This window comes from Stenotrophomonas sp. WZN-1 (assembly GCF_002192255.1).
Taxonomy (GTDB): Bacteria; Pseudomonadota; Gammaproteobacteria; order Xanthomonadales; family Xanthomonadaceae; genus Stenotrophomonas.
On sequence record NZ_CP021768.1, the window covers coordinates 3696354 to 3714716 of the forward strand.

Sequence of the window (18363 nt, forward strand, 5' to 3'; positions counted from 1 at the left end):
ACCGTAGCGACCACGGTGCCGGTACGGAGGCGTCTTCTTCGCCGCCCGTGCCCGCATGCGGCGGTCGCCCGCACCCCGCGGGTGGCCCATGCCGGCCGCTGATGCCAGCCAGGAAAGCGATGTCGGCGACGTAAGCGTCGCCGACGTACTGGCGGCGCAGGCCCGGCTGCGCCGCTTCCTGCCGCCTACCCCGCTGCACCATGCCGAGCGCTTCGGCACCTGGCTGAAGCTGGAGAACCTGCAGCGCACCGGGTCCTACAAAGTGCGCGGCGCGTTGAACGCGCTGCTGGCCGGCCGCGAGCGCGGCGATACCCGGCCGGTGATCTGCGCCTCGGCCGGCAACCATGCCCAGGGCGTGGCGTGGGCGGCCTACCGCCTGGATGTGCCGGCGATCACCGTGATGCCGCACGGCGCACCGGCCACCAAGATCGCCGGCGTCGCCCACTGGGGCGCCACCGTGCGCCAGCACGGCACCAGCTATGACGAGGCCTACGCCTTCGCGGTCGAACTGGCACAACGCCACGGCTACCGCTTCCTGTCCGCGTTCGACGATGCTGATGTGATCGCCGGGCAGGGCACGGTCGGCATCGAGCTGGCCGCACACGCGCCGGACGTGGTGATCGTTCCGATCGGCGGCGGTGGGCTGGCCTCCGGCGTTGCATTGGCACTGAAATCACAGGGCGTGCGCGTGGTCGGCGCGCAGGTGGAAGGTGTCGATTCGATGGCGCGTGCGATCCGTGGCGACGTGCGCGAGATCGCCCCCGTCGCTTCGCTGGCCGATGGCGTCCGGGTGAAGATTCCCGGCTTCCTGACCCGCCGCCTGTGCGCCTCGCTGCTGGACGATGTGGTGATCGTGCGCGAGGCCGAACTGCGCGAAACCCTGGTCCGGCTGGCGCTGGAGGAACACATCATCGCCGAGGGCGCGGGTGCGTTGGCGCTGGCGGCGGGCCGCCGTGTCGCCGGCCGCCGCAAGTGCGCGGTGGTCTCCGGCGGCAACATCGATGCCGGCGTACTGGCCGGCCTGCTCACCGACATCCGTCCGCGCCCGCCACGCAAACCGCGGCGACGGCGCAGTGAAACCCCGCGCTCGCCGACCAAGGCCAGCGCTCCCGCATCCCCCATGCCTTCCCCTTCCCCCCTGCAAGCCGTCGCACCCGCTGTCGAGGAGATTTCCCTGTGACCACCATCGAACGAATTACCACCCCGCGCATCCGCATCTTCGACACCACCCTGCGTGACGGCGAGCAGTCCCCCGGCTGCAGCATGAGCCCGCCGCAGAAGCTGGTGATGGCGCGTGCGCTGGATGAACTGGGCGTGGACATCATCGAGACCGGCTTCCCGGCCAGCTCGCAGTCCGACCGCGAAGCAATGGCACTGATCGGCCGCGAACTGCGCCGCCCGAGCCTGAGCCTGGCAGTGCTGTCGCGCTGCCTGCAGGCCGACATCGAGACCTCTGCACGTGCCCTGGAGGCCGCAGCCAACCCGCGCCTGCACGTATTCCTGTCGACCAGCCCGCTGCACCGCGAGCACAAGCTGCGGATGACCCGCGAGCAGGTACTGGAGTCGGTACGCAAGCACGTCTCGCTGGCCCGCTCCTACATTGACGACGTCGAGTTCTCGGCCGAGGACGCCACCCGTACCGAGCTGGACTACCTGATCGAGGTTTCGCGCGTGGCCATTGCCGCCGGCGCCACCACCATCAACCTGCCAGACACCGTTGGCTTCACCACGCCGGAAGAGATCCGCGCGATGTTCCAGCAGGTCATCGCCGGCGTCGCCGACGTGCCGAATGCCGCCAATGTGATCTTCAGCGCACACTGCCACAATGACCTGGGCCTGGCGGTGGCCAACTCGCTGGCCGCCATCGAAGGCGGTGCACGCCAGGTCGAGTGCACCGTCAACGGCATCGGCGAACGTGCCGGCAACTGTTCGCTGGAAGAGATCGCGATGGTGCTGAAGGTGCGCCAGGCCTTCTACGAGCAGGACAGCTCGATCAACACCCCGCGCATCGTCGGCACCTCGCAGCTGCTGCAGCGCTTGGTCGGCATGCCGGTACAGCGCAACAAGGCCATCGTCGGTGCCAACGCCTTCGCGCACGAATCGGGCATCCACCAGCACGGCATGCTGCGCCACCGCGGCACTTACGAAATCATGCGGCCGGAAGACGTGGGCTGGGAGGATTCACAGATGGTGCTGGGCCGCCACAGTGGCCGCGCCGCCGTCGAAGCCCGCCTGCGTGCGCTGGGCTTCTGGCTGGACGAAGACGAACTGAAGCTGGTGTTCGAGCAGTTCAAGGGCCTGTGCGAACAGCAGCGCGTGGTCACCGATGCCGACCTGCAAACCTTGATGCAGGGCGGCTCCAACGCGCAGGGATATCGCCTGGCGTCGATGACCATCAGCGACGTCGGCAGCCGCGCCAATGCACTGGTCGAACTGTCCGACCCGGACGGCAACCGCGTCGCCGAGACCGCGCAGGGCGACGGCCCGGTCGATGCGCTGTTCGGCGCTCTGTCGGCTGCCACCGGCGTGCAGCTGTTGCTGGACAGCTACCACGTGCACAGTGTCGGCATCGGCGCCGATGCGCGCGGCGAAGCCAACCTGAGCGTGCGCCACGAAGGCGTGGAGTACGACGGCACCGGCACCAGCAAGGACATCATCGAAGCCTCCGCGCTGGCCTGGCTGGATGTAGCCAACCGCCTGCTGCGCCAGCGCCAGGCCACCACCCACAGCGGCACCGACGTTCCCACCCCCGCCACCGCCTGAGGAACCCGACATGAGCGCCTTCGACACCACGGCACTGCCCGCAGGGCAGCACTGGAATGCCCAGGACTATGCGATCGACGCCGGCTTCGTGCCACTGCTCGGCAGCGCGGTATCGCGCCTGCTCGACCCACGCGCCGGTGAACGCATCCTCGACCTGGGCTGTGGCGACGGCGTGCTCAGCACTGAGTTGGCGCTCAGCGGTGCACGCATCCACGGTGTGGATGCGTCGCCGGAGCTGGTGATCGCTGCGCGTGCGCGCGGCGTCGATGCACAGGTGATGGACGGCCACGCGCTGTCGTTCGACAGCGAGTTCGATGCGGTGTTCAGCAACGCGGCACTGCATTGGATGGGTAGTCCCGACCACGTGCTGGAAGGCGTGCGCCGCGCGCTGCGCCCCGGGGGCCGCTTCGTCGCCGAGTTCGGCGGCCATGGCAACGTGGCCACGATCATCGCGGCGGTGCAGGCCGCGCGCGTGGCCCACGGCCACGGTGCCAGCGCCTTCCAGTGGTACTTCCCCACTGCCGATGCCTACGCCGACCGCCTGCGCCAGCATGGCTTCCAGGTGCAGCTGATCGAGTGCACGCCGCGCCCGACCGCACTGCCCACCGGCGTAGCCGGCTGGCTGCGGGTGTTCGCCGCACCACTGCTGGACGACCTGCCGGCCGAGGCACGCGCCACCGTGCGCGAGGCCGCCACCGCGCTGCTGGCCGATCTGCCGCGCAACACCGCCGGCCAGCCGCTGGCCGATTACGTGCGGCTGCGGGTACTTGCCCGTCGCCGCTGACATGATCCATTCGTTATCTTTTCCGATGTCCGCAACTTCGTACTTCTGCCAGGCACACGCATGACTTCCGCACCCCGCACCCTGTACGACAAACTGTGGGACGCCCACGTGGTTGTCCCTGAATCCGACAGCGCGCCCGCCGTGCTGTACATCGACCTGCACCTGATCCACGAGGTGACCTCGCCGCAGGCGTTCACCGAACTGCGCGAGCGCGGCCTGTCGCCGCGCAGGCCGGACCGGACCAAGGCGACGATGGACCACTCAACGCCGACCCTGCCGGCCGCCGCCGACGGCACGCTGCCCTACGCCAGCGCCGCTTCCGAGGCGCAGGTCGCCACGCTGGCGCGCAACTGCGCCGAGCACGGCATCGAACTGTTCGACATGGCCTCGGACAACCGTGGCATCGTCCACGTGATCGCGCCGGAACAGGGCTTTACCCAACCCGGCATGACCATCGTCTGTGGCGACAGCCACACCTCCACCCATGGTGCGTTCGGCTCGCTGGCGTTCGGCATCGGCACCAGTGAAGTCGGCCACGTGCTGGCCACGCAGTGCCTGCTGCAGCGCAAGGCCAGGACGCTGGCCATCACCGTCGATGGCCCGCTGGCGCCGGGCGTCGGCGCCAAGGATGTGGTCCTGCACATCATCGGCGTGATCGGCGTCAACGGTGGCACCGGCCACGTGATCGAGTTCCGTGGCAGCACCATCGAAGCGATGGACATGGAACAGCGCATGACCCTGTGCAACATGTCGATCGAGGCCGGCGCACGCGCCGGCATGGTGGCACCGGACCAGGTCACCTTCGACTTCGTCGCCGCGACCCCGCGTGGTCCCAAGGGCGCCGACTTCGACGCCGCCGTGGCGCGCTGGCGGCAACTGCGCAGCGATGACGGCGCGCGCTTCGACAACGAAGTGCACATCGACGCCGCTGATATCCGCCCGACCCTGACCTGGGGCACCCATCCGGGCACCGCCATCGCAGTGGATGCGCCGATTCCCGCAGCCAACGATGCCGCCGCACAGAAGGGCCTGGACTACATGCACTTCCAGGCCGGCAAGGCGCTGGCGGGTACGCCGGTGGACGTGGTGTTCGTCGGCTCGTGCACCAACGGCCGCCTGAGTGACATGCGCGAAGTGGCGCAGGTGTTGCGTGGTCGTCGCGTCGCTGACCGCGTTCGCATGCTGGTGGTGCCGGGCTCGGAGATCGTCAAGCGCGAGGCCGAGGCCGAAGGCATCCATGAGATCGTGCGCGCGGCCGGTGCCGAATGGCGCGAGCCGGGCTGCTCGATGTGCATCGCCATGAATGGCGATCTGGTCGCGCCCGGCCAGCTGGCCGTGAGCACCAGCAACCGCAATTTCGAGGGCCGCCAGGGCCCCGGTTCGCGCACGCTGCTGGCCTCGCCGATGAGCGCGGCGTGGGCCGCGGTGAAGGGGCACGTTGCCGATACCCGCGAACTGTTCGCACAGGAGGTGGCGTGATGGCCGGCTTCCGTACTTTGACCTCGGCCAGCGTGGTGCTGCGCCAGACCAACATCGACACCGACCAGATCATTCCGGCGCGGTTCCTGTCCACCACCGAGCGCGCCGGCCTGGGCCGCAACGCCTTCAATGACTGGCGCTGGCAGGCCGATGGCGCACCAGTGGCCGACTTCGCCTTCAACCAGCCGCACAACGCCGGCCGCAGCATTCTGCTGGCCGGCCGCAACTTCGGCTGCGGCTCCTCGCGCGAGCATGCGCCGTGGGCGCTCACCGACCTGGGCCTGCGCGCCATCGTCAGCAGCGAGATCGCCGACATCTTCCGGGGCAACTCGCTGAAGAACGGCCTGCTGCCGATCGTACTGGACGAGGCCGATGTGCAGACGCTGATGCAGCGCCCGGATGATGAGCTGACCATCGACGTGGCCTCGCGCGAACTGCGCACGCCGGACGGCCGCGTCTATTCCTTCCCGCTGGATGGCTTCTCGCAGACCTGCCTGCTGGAAGGTGTCGACCAGTTGGGGTATCTGTTGGGCCGTGTCCCTGAAATCGAACGCTACGAGAGTGAGCATGCACGCTGAGATTGTTGTCCTGCCCGGTGATGGCATCGGCCCGGAAGTGGCCGCCGCCGCGGTTGCCGTCCTGAAGGCCGTCGCCGAACGCTTCAACCACACCTTCACCTTCAGCGAGCACGATATCGGTGGCATCGCCATCGACCGCCACGGCGAGCCGCTGCCGGCGTCGACCCTGGCGGCCTGCCAGGCCGCGAATGCGGTGCTGCTGGGCGCGGTCGGTGGGCCGAAGTGGTCCGACCCGAACGCCAAGGTGCGCCCGGAGCAGGGCCTGCTGGCGATCCGCAAGGCGCTGGGCCTGTATGCCAACCTGCGCCCGGTGCGTACCCACGAAGCCGCACTGCACGCCTCGCCGATCAAGGCCGAGCTGCTGCAGGGGGTGGACTTCGTGGTGGTGCGTGAACTGACCGGCGGCATCTACTTCGGCGACAAGACCCGCGATACCGACAGCGCCAGCGACCTGTGCCGCTACACCGTGGCCGAGATCGAGCGCGTGCTGCGCAGTGCGTTCCGCCTGGCGCAGCAGCGTCGCGGCAAGGTCACCTCGGTGGACAAGGCCAACGTGCTGGAAACCTCGCGCCTGTGGCGTGACGTGGCCGCGCGCATCGGTCGCGAGGAGTTCCCGGACGTGGCGCTGGAGCACCAGCTGGTTGATTCGATGGCGATGCACCTGCTGGCCAAGCCGCGCGAGTACGACGTGATCGTCACCGAGAACATGTTCGGCGACATCCTCACCGATGAAGCGTCGATGCTGGCCGGCTCGCTGGGCCTGCTGCCGTCGGCCTCGCTGGGCGAGCCGGGTGCGGTCGGCATCTACGAACCGATCCACGGTTCGGCCCCGGACATCGCCGGCAAGGGCATTGCCAATCCTTACGCGACGATCTTCAGCGCGGCGATGCTGCTGCGCCATTCGCTGGGCCTGGAAGCGGAAGCCGCTGCGGTTGAAGCCGCCGTGCACGCCGTGCTGGACGACGGCGTGTTCACCGCCGATCTGGCCGCCAAGGGCCAGGCAGTGAGCACCGCTGCCGCAACGGATGCGGTGCTGGCACGCCTGAGCGCGTAATCGCCGCGCAGTAGAGCCACGCCATGCGTGGCTGTTGCCCGGCATTGAACCATGCGCAGCCGCCCGTGGGGTGGCTCTACTGTAGATTCGCGCCATGCGTGGATGCAGCCTTCCGTGCCAACCAAGGTTGGCACCCACCACCGCAGTAGAGCCACGCCATGCGTGGCTGCGTTATTTGGTGGTGTAACCACCATTGACCAGGATGGTCTGCCCGGTCATCCACCAGCCATCGGTGACCAGGAAGCGGATCCACGGCACGATGTCGGCGATGTCGGTCAGGCCGGTGCGGGTGAACGCGGACAGCGCCGCCGCAGTCTTGTGATACGCCTGCGCATCGGCACTCTCGGCCGGATAGAAGAACGGCGTGTCCATCGGACCCGGGCCGATCGCGGTCACCGAGATGCCACGCTCACCGAACTCCTTCGACGCCGCGCGGGTGAAGTGCTCGACCGGTGCCTTGGTGCCGGCATAGCTGGAGTAGAACGGCGTGAATGCGCCCAGCAGTGAGGTGACCAGGGTGCAGATGCGGCCACCGTCGTTGACGTGGCGGCCGGCCTCCTTCAGGAAGAAGAAGGCAGCCTTGGCGTTGACCGCACTCATCTCGTCGTACTCCGCTTCACTGATCTCCAGCAGCGGCTTTTTCAGTACCTTGCCGACCGTGTTGATGGCGATGTCGGGGCGGCCGACCGTTGCCACGGCATCGGCGAACAGGCGCTCCATCGCGGCCGCCGACGTCAGGTCTCCCTGCAGGGCCACCGCCTTGCTGCCGGCCGCCTGCACGGCGGCAACGGTCGCTTCTGCATCGGCCTGGGTGGCGGCGCTGTTGTAGTGGATGACGATGGCTTTGGCGCCCTGGCTGGCGAAGTCGCGGGCGATCAGTCCGCCCAGGTTCTTGGCGCCACCGGCGATCAGCACGGTCTTGCCCTTGAGGGAATGGTCGGTCATGGCGTCTGTCTCAGGAGGGGGCTGCCCGGGGTGGCAACCCTGCCCTGACGACGATATCGTGCAGAAAATGCGGATAAAGCCCGCCACATTGACTTAACTTTCCAGAGCAAGCGAACAATGGACCGGATCGACCGCTTCCGCATCTTCACCCGGGTCGTGGAATGCGCCAGCTTCACCCGCGCCGCCGATCAGCTCGGCCTGCCCCGCTCCACCGTTTCGGCAGCCATTGCGGAGCTGGAGCAGCGGCTCGGCACCCGCCTGCTGCAGCGCTCGACCCGGCGGGTCTCCACCACCCACGATGGCGACGTGTTCCATGCCCGCTGCCTGCGCCTGATCACCGAAGTTGAAGACGCCGAATCGCTGTTCCGGCAAGACGACGCGCAGCCGGTAGGCCTGCTGAAGATCGATGTGCCCAGCCGCATCGGCCGCCGCATCCTCGCCCCGGCCCTGCCCGACTTCTTCGCGCGCCATCCACAGGTGGAAGTGGACCTGGGCATGACCGACCGCGCGGTGAACCTGATCGAAGACGGCTGCGATGCGGTGCTGCGGGTCGGCCAGCTTGGCGACTCCAGCCTGGTGGCCCGCACGCTGGGCCAGCTCGACTTCGTCAACGTTGCCGCGCCGGCCTACCTGCGCGAGCACGGCGTACCGCAGCATCCTGCCGACCTGCAGCAGCACCGCGCGGTGAACTACGCGTCGCCGACCACGGCGCGGGTGGAATCGTGGGAATGGCAGGACGGTGGCCAGCTGCGCACACTGCCGATGCCCGGCTGGGTAAGGGTGAACAGCGCCGAGGCTTCGATCGCGTGCTGTGTGGCGGGGCTCGGCCTGCTGCAGATACCACGCTACGACGTGCAGGACGAACTGCAATCCGGTGCGCTGGTGGAAGTGATGCCGCAGTATGTGGCGCAATCGTTGCCGGTAACCCTGCTGCAGCCGCATCGGCAGCATCGTGCGCAACGCGTGCAGGTGTTCATCGAATGGCTGCTGCCAGTGCTACGGACCGGGCTGCAGCTGCAGTAGATCCACGCCATGCGTGGATGCATGCATCAGCGCCAACCAAGGTTGGCACCCACCAGGCCCACCGCGGTAGATCCACGCCATGCGTGGATGCATGCATCAGCGCCAACCAAGGTTGGCACCCACCAGGACCACCGCGGTAGATCCACGCCATGCGTGGATGCATGCATCAGCGCCAACCAAGGTTGGCACCCACCAGGCCCACCGTAGTAGGTCCACGCCATGCGTGGATGCACGCATCAGTGCCAACCAAGGTTGGCACCCACCAGGCCCACCGCAGTAGATCCACGCCATGCGTGGATGCACGCATCAGCGCCAACCAAGGTTGGCACCTGCCAGGACCACCGCAGTAGGTCCACGCCATGCGTGGATGCATGCATCAGCGCCAACCAAGGTTGGCACCCACCAGGCCCACCGCAGTAGATCCACGCCATGCGTGGATGCACGCATCAGTGCCAACCAAGGTTGGCACCCACCAGGCCCACCGCAGTAGATCCACGCCATGCGTGGATGCACGCATCAGTGCCAACCAAGGTTGGCACCTGCCAGGACCACCGCAGTAGGTCCACGCCATGCGTGGATGCATGCATCAGCGCCAACCAAGGTTGGCACCCACCAGGACCACCACAGTAGATCCACGCCATGCGTGGATGCACGCATCAGTGCCAACCAAGGTTGGCACCCACCAGGCCCACCGCAGTAGATCCACGCCATGCGTGGATGCATGCATCAGTGCCAACCAAGGTTGGCACCCACCAGGCCCACCGCAGTAGATCCACGCCATGCGTGGATGCACGCATCAGTGCCAACCGAAGGTTGGCACCCACCAGGCCCACCACAGTAGATCCACGCCATGCGTGGATGTGCACAGCGTGGATGGGGTCAGAGCCCATTCCCAGCGGGAAAGGGATCCGACCCCGGCCGGAGAAACCGGGGCTTCACGCCCCGGATTCATCCGGCTTGACCCGGAACCACGCCGCGTACAGCGCCGGCAGGAACACCAGGGTCAGCACCGTGCCGACGATCAGGCCGCCCATGATCGAGATCGCCATCGAGCCATAGAACGCGCTGCGCGACAGCGGAATCATCGCCAGCACGGCCGCCAGCGCGGTCAGCACGATCGGGCGGAAACGGCGCACCGTGGCATCGATGATCGAATGCCAGCGGTCATGCCCAGCGTCGATGTCCTGCTGGATCTGGTCGATCAGGATCACCGAGTTGCGCATGATCATGCCGGCCAGTGCGATCGTGCCCAGCAACGCCACGAAGCCGAACGGCGCGCGGAACAGCAGCAGGAACAACGTAGCGCCAATGATGCCCAGCGGCGCGGTCACCAGCACCATCGCTGCACGCGAGAAGCTGCGCAGCTGCAGCATCAGCAGCGTGGCCACCACGATCAGGAACAGCGGCATGCCGGCCTTGATCGAGTTCTGGCCACGTGCCGAATCCTCAACCGAGCCACCGGTTTCCAGCAGGTAGCCACTGGGCAGTTCGGCACGGATGCCGTCCAGCGTCGGCACGATCTGCTGCACCACGTCCAGCGCCTGCATGCCATCGCTGATGTCGGCACGCACGGTCACCGTCGGCAGGCGGTTGCGATGCCAGATGATGCCGTCCTCGAACGCGTATTCCAGCCGCGCGACCTGCGACAGCGTCACCGCCGTGCCGCTGCTGGTGGGCATCGCCAGGCTGCCGATCAGGTCCAGCTGCGCGCGCTCGTTGTCCGGGCCACGCAGCAGCATCTCGATCTGGCGGTTGCCTTCGCGGTAGGTGCTGACGCTCATGCCCGACAGCGAACTGCTGAGGAACTGGCTGACCTGCGCGCTGCTGACGCCCAGCGCGCGCGCACGGTCCTGGTCGATCACCAGCCGCACCACCTTGCTCGGCTCGCTCCAGTCCAGATTGACGTTCATGACGTGCGGGTTCTCCCTCACCTTGGCCTCGACCTGGCGCGCGATCGCCTGCACCTGCGCAATGTGCTCGCCGGATACGCGCATCTGTACCGGGTAGCCAACCGGCGGGCCGTTCTCAAGCCGGGTCACGCGCATCTGCACGTCCGGGAACTGCTTGATCACGTCCTTCAGCATCCAGTCGCGGGTCGCTTCGCGGGCCTTGGCGTCTTCGGTAAGCACCACGAACTGGGCGAAGTTGGTCGCCGGCAGCTGCTGGTCCAGCGGCAGGTAGAAGCGCGGCGAACCGGTGCCGACGTAGGCCACGTAGTTGCTGATGCCCTCGCGCTGCTTCAGCAGCTTTTCCAGCTTGCTGGCCTGCGCCTGGGTGGCGGCCAGCGAAGCGCCTTCGGCCAGTTCGATGTCCACCATCAGCTCGGGCCGGGTGGAATCGGGGAAGAACTGCTGCGGAACGAAGCGGAACAGCATCAGCGAGCCGATGAACAGCGCGATGGTCGCACCGATCACCCACCAGCGATGGCGCAGGCAGGTATCCAGGAAACCACGGAAGCGGGTGTAGAACGGCCGCTGGTACGGGTCATGGTCGTGCGCATGCTCCTTCGGCGCGATCCAGCGCGCGAGCGCAGGATGGCGGTCGGCCCACTGCAAACGCCTAGCACGCCAGCGACCGGCCAGGCTGTCAGGCTTTGGCAGCTGCGGGTTGAACAGGTCCGGCAGCATCTTGTCGCCCAGGTACGGGATGAACAGCACCGCTGCGATCCAGGACACCACCAGGGCGATGGTCACCACCTGGAACAGCGAACGGGTGTACTCGCCGGTGCTCGAAGCCGCCGTTGCGATGGGCAGGAAGCCGGCCGCGGTGATCAGCGTGCCGGTCAGCATCGGGAACGCGGTCGATTCCCAGGCGAAACTGGCCGCACGCAGGCGGTCGTAGCCCTGCTCCATCTTGGTGGCCATCATTTCCACCGCGATGATCGCATCGTCCACCAGCAGGCCCAGTGCCAGCACCAGCGCGCCCAGCGAGATCTTGTGCAGGCCGATGTCGAAGTAATGCATGACGAAGAAGGTCATCGCCAGCACCAGCGGAATGGTCACGCCCACCACCAGGCCGGTGCGCAGGCCCAACGAGAAGAAGCTGACCAGCAGCACGATCACCACCGCTTCGGTCAGCACCTGCACGAACTCGCCAACCGACTCTTCCACCGCGTGCGGCTGGTCGGACACCTTGCGCAGTTGCATGCCGGCCGGCAGGGTCTTCTGCAGGCGCTCGAACTCGGCATCCAGGGTGGCACCGAGTTTCAGGATGTCGCCGCCATCCTTCATGGCCACCGCCAGGCCGATCGCATCCTGGCCCATGAAGCGCATCTTCGGCGATGCCGGATCGGCAAAGCCACGCTTCACCTCGGCGATGTCGCCCAGGTGCAGGGTCCGCTCGCCGGCCTGGATCGGGAATTTGCGGATGTCCTCGATCGAATCGAACTGGCCGGTCACGCGCAGCTGCACGCGGTCGGTCGGGGTTTCGAAGAAGCTGGTGGCGGTCACCGCGTTCTGGTCGGCCAACGCCTGCTGTACCTGCTGCAGCGACACGCCCAGCGTGGCCAGCTTGGTGTTGGACAGTTCGATCCAGACCTTCTCGTCCTGCAGGCCGACCAGGTCGATCTTGCCGACGTCAGGCACGCGCTGCAGTTCCAGCTGGATGCGGTCTGCATAATCGCGCATCACCGCGTAATCGAAGCCTTCGCCGGTCAGTGCATAGATGTTGCCGAAGGTATCGCCGAACTCATCGTTGTAGAACGGCCCGACGATCTCGCGCGGCAGCGTCGCCTTGATGTCACCCACGCGCTTGCGCACCTGGTACCAGAGGTCGGGAATCTGCTTGGAGCGCAGGCTGTCGCGGGCCATGAAGATCACCTGCGATTCGCCCGGGCGGGAGTACGAGCGGATGAACTCGTACTCGCCGGTGTTCATCAGCGCCTTCTCGATCGGCTCGGTCACCTGCCGCGAGACCTGCTCGGCGGTGGCGCCAGGCCACATCGTGCGCACCACCATCGCCTTGAAGGTGAACGGAGGATCTTCAGACTGGCCCAGGTGCTTGTAGGACCAGGCGCCGATGACCGCGAAGGCCAGCATCGCAAACAGCACCAGCGGGCGATTGCCCAACGCCCATTCGGAGAGATTGAAGCGGCGCACGGATCAGTGCCCCTTGCCTGCGGCCGGCGCATCGGCCGGCGTAGCCGCCGGTGCCAGCACTGGACGATTCTGGCGGTCGACCGGCGTCACCACCTGGCCTTCGCGCAGAAGATGGCCACCGGCAGCCACCACCCAGTCACCCGCGGCCACGCCGGACAGCACCGGCACCGCCTGCGCACCATAGGCGCCGATCGTCACCGGGGTGGCCTTCAACGCACCATTGGACGGATTGACCACCCACACACTGGCCTTGCCATCACTCCCGCGCAGCACCGAGCCGAGCGGCAGCTGCAGGGTGCCACGGCGGCCAGCGGCGGCGAACACCCGCGCGCTCTGGCCCAGCTCCACTTCGCTCAAGGCTTCCGGGGCCAGGCTGACCCGCGTGGCATAGGTGCGTGCCTGCGCATCGGCGGCCGGTGCGATCTCGCGCAGGGTACCCGGCAGCAGCTGGCCCGGGCGGTTCCACAGTTCCACCTGCACCGGCTGCCCGACCTTGTAATCACGGATGTTGCTTTCCGGCAGCGCGATCAGCACTTCGCGGCCACCATCTGCGGCCAGGGTGAACACCGTCTGCCCGGCACTGACCACCTGCCCGGCTTCGGCCTGGCGGCTGGCGATCACGCCGTCGGCCGGCGCGCGCAGCTGCGCGTACTCGGCCTGGTTGCGAGCCACCGCCAGGTTGGCGCGGGCGGCATTGGCCTGGCCCTGCGCGGCCTTGAACGCGGCGGTCTGCTGGTCCAGCGCCGAGCGGCTGACCAGTTGGTCTTCGGCCAGCTTGGCATAGCGCTTCTGGTCATCGCGGGCGCGCACCAGGTCGGCTTCGGCCGCCGCCAGCTGCGCCTGCGAGGCGGCCGCCTGCGAGGCGTAGTCGGCCACGTCCAGCTCGGCCAGCAGCTGGCCCTTCTTCACGCGTTGCCCGGCGTCGACATGACGCTTGACCAGGTTGCCGCCGACCCGGAACGACAGCGGGCTCTCCTGGCGGGCACGTACCTCGCCGGGGTAGGCCGCCGGCGCCTGTCCGTCCTGCGTGGTGGGATGCACCACCAGCACCGGAATGGCCGCCACCGGTTCGGCGGCCTGCCTGCCACAGGCTGCCACCACCACCGCCAGTACGCCAACACCCAACCAACGCATGTTCTTCATGAGGTACAAGACCTGAAAAGGGGATCCGGGGGAACGCGCCGGCAACATACTGTTGCGACACGGACATTAGTGAACCAGCCGGTATAGTATAAATATCGAACCGCTTGGTCTAGTATTGCCGTGATGAGTTCTCACACTTCCCGCAAGCCGTCGGCCAAGCCCGCTGCCAAGGCCGCCGGACCCGGGCGCCCCAAGGACCTCGGCAAGCGCGCGGCGATCCTTGAAGCAGCCAAGGCACTGTTCATCGAACAGGGCTATACCGGCGTGAGCATGGACACCATCGCCGCTCAGGCCGGCGTCTCGAAGCTGACTGTGTACAGCCACTTCGGCGACAAGGAGACACTGTTCTCCGAGGCCGTGCAGTCAAAGTGCATCGAAATGCTGCCCGACGCGCTGTTCGTGGCCGACGCGGACGGTCCGCTGCGCGACCAGCTGATCGGCATCGGCCTGGCCTTCTTCGAGCTGATCACCTCCGACGCAGCGATCTCGATCCAGCGCATGATGATGGCGCCGGAGACCGACGAGCGCCTGCGCGAGCTGTTCTGGCAGGCCGGCCCGGAACGTACCTGCGAGGCCCTGGCCGACTTCCTGCGCGCCCGCGGCGAACGCGGCGAGCTGGAGATCCCTGACTATTACCTGGCTGGCCAGCAGTTCCTGACCCTGGTCAAGGGCGAAGTGCACATGCATATGATGTGCGGCATGCCGCTGTCACCGGTGGAGTGCGACCCTCTCACCCACGTGACCGCCAGCATCGACTTCTTCCTGCGCGCCTATGCGCCGCGAGGGGCCGGGACGGCTGAATAACCAAAACTGAACGAACCGGAGGTCGCGATGACTTCCGGCACTGCGACCCCGGCCACCCGGCAGCTGATGCTCTGGGCGCGCCGCCGGCCTCCGGCACCGGTAAAATGGCCGGCCCACTGCGCTGGATTTGAACCTCATGACGATTGATTACGCCCACGCCCGCGAACTGATGGTGGAACAGCAGATCCGTCCCTGGGACGTGCTGGACATCAAGGTGCTCGACGTCCTGGCCCGCCTGCCGCGCGAGGCCTTTGTCGCCGATGCACACCGGGCACTGGCCTACGCCGATGTCGAACTGCCGATCGGCCATGGCCAGAAGATGATGAAGCCGGTCATCGAGGGCCGTACCCTGCAGGCGCTGGACCTGCAGCCGGGTGACGAAGTGCTGGAAATCGGCACCGGCAGCGGCTTCCTGTCGGCCTGCATCGGCGCGCTGGCGCGCGACGTGCTGAGCCTGGAAATCGACCCCGAGCTGGCCGCCGCCGCGCGCGCCCGCCTGGATGCTTCCGGCCTGGGCACCAATGTCCGCGTGGAAGTGGCCGACGCCCTGTCCTGGCAGACCGAACGCCGCTTTGACGTGATCTGTGTCACTGGTGCGGTCGACGTCGTGCCGTCACAGTTCGCTTCGTGGCTGCGTCCGGGTGGTCGCCTGTTCGTGATCCACGGCCGCTCGCCGGCGATGGAGGCCCTGCTGGTCAAGGCCGACGGCAGCAGCGAGTCCCTGTTCGAGACCGATATCGATTACCTGCGTGGTGCCGCCCCGGCCCCCCAGTTCCACCTCTGAGTCCAAGGAAGCCGCAATGATCCGCCGATCCCTCGCTGTTGCGCTGGCCACTGCCCTGCTGCCGTTGTCCGCCCATGCCGCCGACCTGCTGCAGGTCTACGAAATGGCGCGCAATGGCGATCCGCAGCTGTCCGCCGCCGAATCGACCCGGCTGTACGACAAGGAAGGCGCCGTGCAGGCCCGCGCTGCCCTGCTGCCGCAGATCAACGGCCAGGCCCAGCTGAACCGCACGCGCAGCGAGCCCAATGCCGACGCCAACTCCGGCTCGTTCACCAGCAAGCGCCGCACTTACACGATCGACGGCAGCCAGACGCTGTTCAACTGGACCCAGATCAACAATCTGCGCTCGCAGCGTGAACTGAGCAAGGCGGCGGACTTCACCCTCGATTCGGCCAACGACAGCCTGATCGTGCGCACCTCGGCGGCCTACTTCAACGTGCTGGTGGCGATCGAATCGCTGAACGCTGCACAGACCAATGAAGCAGCCGCGAAGAAGCAGTTCGACTTCGCCGACAAGCGCCTGGAAGTGGGCCTGGCGCCGATCACCGACGTGCACGAAGCACGCGCCCAGTACGACCAGGCGCGTGCCAACACCATCGTTGCGCAGAACACCCTGGCCGATAACTACCAGGCCCTGACCGAACTGACCGGCCAGCCGGTGGTCAACCTGCGCGGCCTGCCGGCCGACTTCCGTCCGGAAGTACCGGCCAACCGCGGCAACATCGATGAGCTGGTGCACCAGGCCACCAACCAGAATCCGGCGCTGAAGGCCCAGGAACTGAAGGTCAGCGCCGCCGAAGCCGGCGTGCAGGCTGCCCGCGGTGGCCATTACCCGACCCTGTCGCTGGGCGGCAGCTGGGGCAAGAGCGCAACCTGGGGTGACAGCACCGGTTCCGGTTCGCTGTCGCCGGACGCCCGCACCAACAGCATCGGCCTGACCCTGAGCGTGCCGATCTTCTCCGGTGGTGCCACCCAGTCGGGCGTGCGCCAGGCGCTGGCCCAGCGTGACATCGCCCAGGACGGCTACGAGCAGCAGAAGCGCGCCCTGGACCGCAACACCCGCAATGCCTACCAGACCCTGGTTCAGGGCATCAGCGAAGTGGAAGCACGCCGCCTGGCGGTGGTCTCGGCGCAGAGCGCGTACGACGCCTCGCAGGTCGGCCTGGAAGTCGGTACCCGTACCGTGCTGGACGTGATCCAGAACCAGCGCATCCTGTTCTCGGCGCAGCTGGATTACGCCCAGGCCCGCTACACCTTCCTGCAGAACCGCCTGCTGCTGAGCCAGTCGCTGGGTGCGCTGGACGTGGCCGAGCTGCAGGACGTCAACCGCCTGCTGACCCAGGACGCGGGCAACCCGGCAACGACCACACACTGATCCGTCGCCCTGCCGGCAACGAAGAAGCCACCCGCAAGGGTGGCTTTTTTGCAGACGGTGCATCCACACGCACCCTCCTGTTGCGTGGTCCCGCGGATCCTCAGCCTGGCCATGCCCACAGGCGCTCCAGCGCCGCAAGCAGGCACAGGGCCGCCGCCAAGGGGGCCAGCATCGGCAGCATCAGCTCGCGGCCGGTTGCGCCCTGCCGCGTGTCTTTCCATCGACGCAGCACCGCCAGGCACAGCGCCGCCATCACCAGCAGGGTTGCCGGACCCGGCAGCGTCGGCAGGGTGCCCAGCGGCAGCCACAACTCCAGCATCACCGCTGGCAGCCCGACCACCGCCACGGTCAGGCCGGCGCGGGATCGTCCCACCGCATCACCCCTCCCCGGCCATAGCGACGTTGCCAGCCGCACGGCCAGCATCAGCAGCACCAGCTGCAGCGCGGCCAGGCCCGCTGCCCCCGCCAGGGGCAACAACGGCAGCATCCACTGCAGTTGCGGATGCATCTGCAGCGCCACCGACAGCGGCCGGGTACTGGCCAGCGCGGAAAACTCGACCAGCCCGGCCTGCAATGCTGCCAGCACGATCAGCAGCAACATCGCCAGCAACGAGACCAGCGCCAGCACGGCCGGCTGCCACATCGCACCCTGGCGGCGCAGCGCAGGAAAGCCCAGTGCCAGGCCGACGCTGGCAAATACCCCCAGCAGCGGCACCGCAGCCGCCAGCACACCGCCCAGCCCAAAGCGATAGGGCGCGGTCGCGGGTGGAAGCCAGGGAATCCAGTGGGCGTAGTGCACGTAACGTGCCGCGAGCGCCAGCAGCAACACCCCCGCACCGACCTTCACCGTCAGCAGGGCACAGGCCACCAGCACCGCACGCCGAGGCGGCAGCAACGCCAGCGCGCCCAGCATCAGCAGACCCATCGCCGCCGTCACCTGTTCCGGTAGCCAGTCGCTGGCCTGGAGGCCTTCCGCAGCCAGCACCGCGTATACATGGTGTGCCATGGACTGCGCCACGCCCGCCGTGGTCGCCACCAGCTCCAGCAGCAGGGCCACGCCCAGCACGCCAGCCACCCGCGGCCCCCAGCTGGCAGCCAGCAGCCCGTGCAGGCCCTCTGCCGCCGGCAGCCGCAGCACCATATCCTGCAGGCAGCACAGCACCAGGCCGGCCCCCAGTGCGGCCAGCAACAGGCTCAGCACGATGGCCGGGCCGGCCTGCGCCGCCGTGTGCTGGCCCACCAGCGCGATCACGCTGCCGCCCACCAGAAGCGTCAGCGCCACCACTGCCAGGTGGTCCATGCCCAGCCGGGCCCCACCGGTGCCGTCCCTGCCCCTGTCGCCGTCCATCGCAAGTTCCCTTGATATCCGCCCAAGCGCGGTCGACAGCAGGCTGGCAGCCTGCGTCGCCCTGCGGAATCAGAATCGGTGCCGTGTGCGCCACGATGTGATGGCAGGCACGCTGCCATTGGCAGGGTCGGTCCAGCAACGACAGAAAAATCGTCGCTAAGCAGAATTGATGAAGTTGATCACGAC

General features: G+C 67.5%; 14 protein-coding genes. 10 read left to right on the forward strand and 4 right to left on the reverse strand.

The features are described from left to right. The first annotated feature begins 88 nt into the window (after positions 1 to 88). The 6 genes from CCR98_RS17305 to leuB are packed head-to-tail and all read left to right on the forward strand — an operon-like array spanning position 89 to position 6658. The gene (locus CCR98_RS17305) at positions 89 to 1180 is read left to right on the forward strand and encodes a threonine dehydratase (protein WP_087923561.1); all 1092 of its coding nucleotides are present in this window, start codon (positions 89 to 91) and stop codon (positions 1178 to 1180) included. Further along, positions 1177 to 2763 carry a 2-isopropylmalate synthase gene (locus tag CCR98_RS17310; RefSeq protein WP_087923562.1) on the forward strand — a complete coding sequence of 529 codons (1587 nt, stop codon included), beginning with the start codon at positions 1177 to 1179 and terminating at the stop codon, positions 2761 to 2763. The genes CCR98_RS17305 and CCR98_RS17310 overlap by 4 nt, the downstream gene beginning before the upstream one ends. A gap of 10 nt (positions 2764 to 2773) precedes the next feature. After that, positions 2774 to 3547, forward strand: a complete 774-nt coding sequence (locus CCR98_RS17315) for a class I SAM-dependent methyltransferase (protein WP_087923563.1) — start codon at positions 2774 to 2776, stop codon at positions 3545 to 3547. A gap of 60 nt (positions 3548 to 3607) precedes the next feature. Next, entirely contained in the window at positions 3608 to 5026 is a 1419-nt protein-coding gene (leuC, locus tag CCR98_RS17320; protein WP_087923564.1) for a 3-isopropylmalate dehydratase large subunit, read from the forward strand. Then, positions 5026 to 5604, forward strand: a complete 579-nt coding sequence (gene leuD, locus CCR98_RS17325) for a 3-isopropylmalate dehydratase small subunit (protein ID WP_087923565.1) — start codon at positions 5026 to 5028, stop codon at positions 5602 to 5604. The genes leuC and leuD overlap by 1 nt, the downstream gene beginning before the upstream one ends. Further along, positions 5594 to 6658, forward strand: a complete 1065-nt coding sequence (leuB, locus tag CCR98_RS17330) for a 3-isopropylmalate dehydrogenase (RefSeq protein WP_087923566.1) — start codon at positions 5594 to 5596, stop codon at positions 6656 to 6658. The genes leuD and leuB overlap by 11 nt, the downstream gene beginning before the upstream one ends. A 171-nt stretch (positions 6659 to 6829) precedes the next feature. Here leuB and CCR98_RS17335 read toward each other — a convergent pair whose 3' ends face one another. Then, positions 6830 to 7603 carry an SDR family oxidoreductase gene (locus tag CCR98_RS17335; protein WP_087923567.1) on the reverse strand — a complete coding sequence of 258 codons (774 nt, stop codon included), beginning with the start codon at positions 7601 to 7603 and terminating at the stop codon, positions 6830 to 6832. A gap of 117 nt (positions 7604 to 7720) precedes the next feature. Here CCR98_RS17335 and CCR98_RS17340 point away from each other — a divergent pair, with 117 nt between their 5' ends. After that, positions 7721 to 8626, forward strand: a complete 906-nt coding sequence (locus CCR98_RS17340; RefSeq protein WP_087923568.1) for a LysR family transcriptional regulator — start codon at positions 7721 to 7723, stop codon at positions 8624 to 8626. A 935-nt stretch (positions 8627 to 9561) separates the two neighbouring features. Here the strand turns inward: CCR98_RS17340 and CCR98_RS17345 are convergent. Together CCR98_RS17345 and CCR98_RS17350 are read right to left on the reverse strand one after the other, a co-directional pair. Then, positions 9562 to 12723 (reverse strand): efflux RND transporter permease subunit, encoded by a 3162-nt coding sequence (locus tag CCR98_RS17345; RefSeq protein WP_087923569.1) that lies wholly within the window; start codon positions 12721 to 12723, stop codon positions 9562 to 9564. A gap of 3 nt (positions 12724 to 12726) precedes the next feature. Beyond that, positions 12727 to 13866 (reverse strand): efflux RND transporter periplasmic adaptor subunit, encoded by a 1140-nt coding sequence (locus CCR98_RS17350; protein WP_087923570.1) that lies wholly within the window; start codon positions 13864 to 13866, stop codon positions 12727 to 12729. 123 nt (positions 13867 to 13989) lie between these two features. Here CCR98_RS17350 and CCR98_RS17355 point away from each other — a divergent pair, with 123 nt between their 5' ends. The 3 genes from CCR98_RS17355 (at position 13990) to CCR98_RS17365 (ending at position 16829) form a co-directional block, all read left to right on the forward strand. Then, positions 13990 to 14670 (forward strand): TetR/AcrR family transcriptional regulator, encoded by a 681-nt coding sequence (locus CCR98_RS17355; protein WP_014038415.1) that lies wholly within the window; start codon positions 13990 to 13992, stop codon positions 14668 to 14670. 136 nt (positions 14671 to 14806) lie between these two features. Further along, a complete protein-coding gene (locus CCR98_RS17360; protein ID WP_014648346.1) occupies positions 14807 to 15454 on the forward strand; it encodes a protein-L-isoaspartate O-methyltransferase in 648 nt (215 codons plus the stop codon). Positions 15455 to 15470: 16 nt separating this feature from the next. After that, positions 15471 to 16829 carry a TolC family outer membrane protein gene (locus CCR98_RS17365; protein ID WP_014038417.1) on the forward strand — a complete coding sequence of 453 codons (1359 nt, stop codon included), beginning with the start codon at positions 15471 to 15473 and terminating at the stop codon, positions 16827 to 16829. Positions 16830 to 16929: 100 nt separating this feature from the next. On the opposite strand, the gene CCR98_RS17370 is transcribed toward CCR98_RS17365, so the two are convergent. Then, positions 16930 to 18177 carry an amino acid transporter gene (locus tag CCR98_RS17370; protein ID WP_087923571.1) on the reverse strand — a complete coding sequence of 416 codons (1248 nt, stop codon included), beginning with the start codon at positions 18175 to 18177 and terminating at the stop codon, positions 16930 to 16932. Positions 18178 to 18363: the final 186 nt, after the last annotated feature.

Coding starts and splice junctions, on each gene's coding strand:
- CCR98_RS17305 (WP_087923561.1), top strand. CDS start 89: ATGCCGGCCGCTGATGCCAGCCAGGAAAGCGATGTCGGCGACGTAAGC.
- CCR98_RS17315 (WP_087923563.1), top strand. CDS start 2,774: ATGAGCGCCTTCGACACCACGGCACTGCCCGCAGGGCAGCACTGGAAT.
- leuC (WP_087923564.1), top strand. CDS start 3,608: ATGACTTCCGCACCCCGCACCCTGTACGACAAACTGTGGGACGCCCAC.
- leuD (WP_087923565.1), top strand. CDS start 5,026: ATGGCCGGCTTCCGTACTTTGACCTCGGCCAGCGTGGTGCTGCGCCAG.
- leuB (WP_087923566.1), top strand. CDS start 5,594: ATGCACGCTGAGATTGTTGTCCTGCCCGGTGATGGCATCGGCCCGGAA.
- CCR98_RS17335 (WP_087923567.1), bottom strand. CDS start 7,603: ATGACCGACCATTCCCTCAAGGGCAAGACCGTGCTGATCGCCGGTGGC.
- CCR98_RS17340 (WP_087923568.1), top strand. CDS start 7,721: ATGGACCGGATCGACCGCTTCCGCATCTTCACCCGGGTCGTGGAATGC.
- CCR98_RS17350 (WP_087923570.1), bottom strand. CDS start 13,866: ATGAAGAACATGCGTTGGTTGGGTGTTGGCGTACTGGCGGTGGTGGTG.
- CCR98_RS17355 (WP_014038415.1), top strand. CDS start 13,990: ATGAGTTCTCACACTTCCCGCAAGCCGTCGGCCAAGCCCGCTGCCAAG.
- CCR98_RS17360 (WP_014648346.1), top strand. CDS start 14,807: ATGACGATTGATTACGCCCACGCCCGCGAACTGATGGTGGAACAGCAG.
- CCR98_RS17365 (WP_014038417.1), top strand. CDS start 15,471: ATGATCCGCCGATCCCTCGCTGTTGCGCTGGCCACTGCCCTGCTGCCG.
- CCR98_RS17370 (WP_087923571.1), bottom strand. CDS start 18,177: ATGGACGGCGACAGGGGCAGGGACGGCACCGGTGGGGCCCGGCTGGGC.